Source organism: bacterium (Candidatus Blackallbacteria) CG13_big_fil_rev_8_21_14_2_50_49_14, assembly GCA_002783405.1.
GTDB lineage: Bacteria > Cyanobacteriota > Sericytochromatia > UBA7694 > UBA7694.
Genome location: PFGG01000034.1, coordinates 17196 through 18609 on the forward strand (window position 1 = coordinate 17196; position 1414 = coordinate 18609).

Genomic DNA, 1414 nt, shown 5'->3' on the forward strand with positions numbered 1-1414 from the left:
AAAGCTCAACCACACACCAATCTCTTTTTGTCCAAAAGAAGAGGACTTGGCAAAGCCAAAAATCAAATATTTAATAAATTATTCGTATCTGGGACTGTTTGTGTGTGCCAAATTTTTATTGAGTGGTATATTGCTTTTAATGCATAAATTGGAGGCTATTACTATGTTTCAGGTTACTGATTCAATTTTCTGGAACGAATACACTCATTCAGCGTTTGGTAAGTTTCACATCATGATAGAGGCACTTTGGGGAGAATTCACAATCATGAAGTCGTTGTGTCAAAAAGGCGGAGATAATGGTTTAGCCTGGACAGACGTGCAGAAAAGTTACAGAAAAAAACCTCAAGAAACCCAGCGAGAGATCAATCTCTACGTCTGTAAAACTTGTGCCCAATACCTGGATTTAAAAGAAGAGGCCGTCAAATTGCCCGTTTTTGATGCCAAAGGAAAACGAAAGTTAATTCGCCACAAATTGGTCATTGAAGCAGAGACAAAGAAGACGCTTTGGATGCCTGAAGAGCACTGGGACAAAATTCACCAAGTTTCTTAATCTTTTGCAAAACTGATTCATGAGCAGAACAATTTTGATCATGAGAAGATCAACAATTCTTTTAGGATCCGAATTACTCTCAATTGCCTGAGCGAAAAATTGAAGAAAAACAAAGACAGTTCCCGCTTTGTACAATATTTAGAGTGGGTCATCAAGGATAATTTTTGATATAAAACTATTAATTAAACGAATAGTTTTATATCAAAAAACCATTTTACTTTTACCTAAAAACGAAATCCATTCATCAGAGAAATTTGTACGGGAAAAATCATTTGAGATAGCTTAATTTAGCTAAAATGGTAAAATAATTCAATAAAATCTGAGAAGAGGTATTCATGTCTGAATTCACCAGTTTTCAAGCTCTGAAAAGTAGGTATCCAACTCTCAGTTCTTTGAGTGTCAGGGTACATGGTGGCTTATATGGGAAAGACGCACCTTTTGACCAGACATTTACTGGGGATGACTCAACACCACAAAGCAGAATCCCCACCAGTTTTTCATGTACAAACCCCCGAATCAAAAATAGTTGTAGTGGTATATTTGATATTAATTCATCCATTCACCATGCGCTCCAAAACAGCATAGAAAGTTATGTGCCTGAAGCAGGAGCTTACCGTGCTATATGTGACGTAGTTGCACCTGGAATGACACAGGGTTGCCGTAACATGTGCAGCATTGAAATTCAAGCGACCTATCAAACCCCATAAAATTTCAGATTTGTTACCTCACCAAGAACCATTTTTTGTTTCTCAGCAGTTTCAAGCCAGTAAGTCAGAGTATTGATGCTCGGATCTTCTTCCAGTTCCTCAGAAAGCAGTTCCCCAAGCTCATCCCAGCTCAAATCGGGGTATAAGACCTGAAAGT

The 1414-nt window shown here is 37.8% G+C and carries 1 protein-coding gene; it reads left to right on the plus strand.

Features of this window, described 5'->3' with window-relative positions:
• The first annotated feature begins 46 nt into the window (after positions 1–46).
• Complete coding sequence (locus COW20_06780; GenBank protein PIW49175.1) at positions 47–550, plus strand: hypothetical protein; 504 nt, start codon at positions 47–49, stop codon at positions 548–550.
• The last annotated feature ends 864 nt before the right edge of the window (positions 551–1414 follow it).